The 3386-nt window shown below is 64.5% G+C and carries 1 pseudogene; it reads right to left on the reverse strand.

The features are described 5' to 3' along the window. Positions 1-3353, reverse strand: a pseudogene (locus ACYVNQ_RS11915) (condensation domain-containing protein); the annotation flags it as partial. Positions 3354-3386: the final 33 nt, after the last annotated feature.

Here is a 3386-nt window from a genome sequence, read left to right on the forward strand (position 1 = left end):
GCGAGCTTCTGCGCGGACAGGGCATCGCCGGTGACGTTGACGAGGCGTACGCCGTGCAGTTGTTCGAGTGCGCGAGCGGGGTTGCGGTGCCATTCGGCGACGAGGGTGTGCCAGTGAGCGGCGGTCAGGTGCACGAAGGTGGCGCGTGGGGTGGTGCTGGTGCTATCCGTGCTGCCGTTGCCGTTGCTGTTTTCGTTGCCAGTGCTGTTAATGCCGACGTTGCTGCCACCGTCCGTGGAATTGCCGATGGAATCGGCGGCCCCGGTGCTGCTGTTGACGCTGTTCGAGCTAGCGAGGCTGCCGGTGGAATCGGCAGCACCCGCGCTGAAGCCGAAGATGCGCGAGCTGGGCGCAAGCGTAGCGCCGGCGGCGAGCGCGGGGAAAATCTCTTCCACCGAGAGGTCGAAATTCAGCGAGTTCTGCTGCATCACGACGTCGGCAGCAGACAGACCGAAGAGCCGAACCGCATCGAGCACGTAGTTGACCAGATGCCGGTGCTCGACCATCACGCCCTTGGGCTTGCCGGTGGAGCCGGAGGTGTAGATCACATAGGCGAGGTTCTCCGCAGTGAGACCAAGCGCTTGCGGATCAGGGTTGTGCGTCGGTTCCGTGTCTAAGGATTCACCGGGCTGCGTCCCATCGAGCAGCAGCACGGGCAATGCGGACGCACCGGCCACCGAGTCGCGCAGCGCGCGCTGGGTGACGAGGGCCACGGGCGTGCTGTCCTCGATCATGTAAGCGACGCGCTCGGCGGGATAAGCCGGATCGAGCGGCACGTAGGCGGCACCGGCCTTGAGGATGCCGATCAGCCCGGTGAGCATGTCGATACCGTGCTCGACGCACAGCGCGACGCGCTGGTCGGGGCGCACCCCCATCGAGATCAGACGATGGGCGAGCTGGTTGGCACGCGCGTTGAGCTGGCGATAGGTGAGCTGCTGACCGTCACAAGCCACGGCCAGCGCATCGGGCCGCGCACCCGCATGGTCTTCGACGAGCTGGTGGATCAGCAGGTGTTGAGGGAACTCGACACGCGTGTCGTTGAATTCCTCCAGCAACTGCGTGCGCTGTTGTTCGTCCAGCAGCGGCAAGGTGGCGACGTTTTGCCCGGCATCGGTGGCCATTGCCTGCAGAAGCACTTCGAAGTGCCGTACAAAGCGGTCGACCGTGCGGCGATCAAACAGGTCGCTCGCGTAGTCGAGCACGGCGGTGATCGTTTCGCCTTCTTCCTTCAGCGACAGCGTCAGGTCGAATTGCGTGGTGATCTGCTGCAGCGGCAGGTTTGACAGGTTGAGGCCGGGCAGCTCGAGCGTTTTTGCCGGCGTGTTGTCCATGCTGAGCATGACCTGGAACACGGGGCTATGGCTGAGGGTGCGGGTGGGCTGCAGCGCTTCGACCACTTGCTCGAACGGCAGGTCCTGATGCGCGTAGGCGGCCAGCGCCGTTTCGCGGACCTGCGACAGCAACTGCGAGACGCTCGGGTTGTGATCGATGTTCACGCGCAGCGCCAGCGTGTTGACGAAGAAACCAAGTAGCTTTTCGAGCTCGGCACGCGGACGGTTGGCGACCGGCGTGCCGATTACCACTTCCTGCTGGTTAGACAGCCGCGCAAGCAGCACGGACCAGCCGGCCAGCAGCGTCATGAACAGCGTGGTGCCGTGCTGCTGGCTGAGCGTACGCAGCGACGCGCTGAGCTGTGCGGGCAGCGTGAACGCCACGCTGGCGCCGGCATACGTTTGCACGGCCGGACGCGGGCGGTCGGTCGGCAGTTCGAGCAGCGCAGGTGCGCCAAGCAGGTGGTTCTTCCAGAACCCGAGCTGCTGCTGCAACACCTCACCCTGCAGCCACTGACGCTGCCATGCGGCGTAGTCCGCGTACTGCACGGGCTGTTCGGGCAATGGATCGGGCTGTTGCTGGCAGAACGCAGCGTAGAGGGCGCTGACCTCGTCGATCAGCAGGCCAATCGACCAGCCGTCGGAGATGATGTGATGCTGCGTGACGAGCAGGATGTGCTCATGCTCACCGAGCTGCAGCAGCTGGCCGCGGATCAGCGGGCCGGTGGCGAGATCGAACGCGGCAACCGCTTCAAGCTGGCTGAGGCGCTCCACTTCGGCCTGTTGAGCGGCAGTATCGAGCGCGCGCAGATCGGTTTCAACGAGCGCGAACGCAGCGGATGCAGCGATACGCTGCACCGGTTGACCTTCATGCATGGCGAACGACGTACGAAGGATTTCGTGGCGCTCGAGCAGACGGTCAAGCGTGGCACGCAATGCATCACGCTGCAATGTGCCGGCGAGACGCAGCGCCGCGGGCATGTGATACGCGGCACCGGCAGCATGATCGAGCCGGTCGAGGAACCACAGGCGCTGCTGCGCAAACGAAAGCGGTAGCGGCAGGCTGCGCTCGCGGCGTTCGATCGGCGCGAGGCCGGCACGCGAGGCCTGCGAGACGACGCGTGCGAGCGCGTCGAGCGTGGGCTGTGCAAAAAGTTCGCGCAGGGCGACTTCGGCGTCAAATTGCTGGCGCAGGCGCGAGAGCAACTGCACGGCGAGCAGCGAATGACCGCCGAGCTCGAAGAAGTGATCGTTGCGGCCGACACGTTCGATACCAAGCAGTTGCTGCCAGATCGCGGCAAGCGCGGTTTCGATCTCGCCCTGCGGGGCTTCATAAACGCGGGTGACAACTGAAGAAGCATCCGGCGCAGGCAATGCACGGCGGTCGAGCTTGCCATTAGGCGAAAGCGGCAGCGCATCAAGTACGACAAACGCACCCGGCACCATATATTCGGCTAGCTGTGCGGCAAGGAACTCACGTAGTTCCGCAGCGCCCGGCGTGCGCTGTTCGCGCGGCACAACATAAGCAACCAGTGATTTGTACCCGGCATTGTCCTCGCGTGCGATGACGACGGCTTCGCTCACGTCTGTGTGGCTTGCGAGACGGTTTTCGATCTCGCCGAGTTCGATACGCAGACCGCGGATCTTCACCTGGAAGTCGTTGCGGCCGAGATACTCGATGTTGCCATCGGCGAGGAAGCGGGCGAGGTCGCCGGTCTTGTACAGATGGGCATCGGCGTCATCGCTGAACGGATCGGCGATGAAACGCTCGGCGGTCAGCTCCGGCCGGTTCAGGTAACCGCGTGCGACCTGTACGCCACCGATGTAAAGCTCGCCTGCAACCCCAAGCGGCACCGGCTGCAGATGCGCATCGAGGATATACATCCGGGTGTTGGCCACCGGCTTGCCGATCGGCACGATGCCGGGGTGCAGCGTGTCGGAGCAAACCCAACTGGTGACGTCGACGGCGGCTTCGGTCGGGCCGTAGAGGTTATGCAGGCCGGTGTGCGGGAGTGCCTGCATGCAGCGCTGCTGCAGCGCGTAGGGCAGCGCTTC

The sequence above is a fragment of the Paraburkholderia jirisanensis genome (assembly GCF_054782355.1).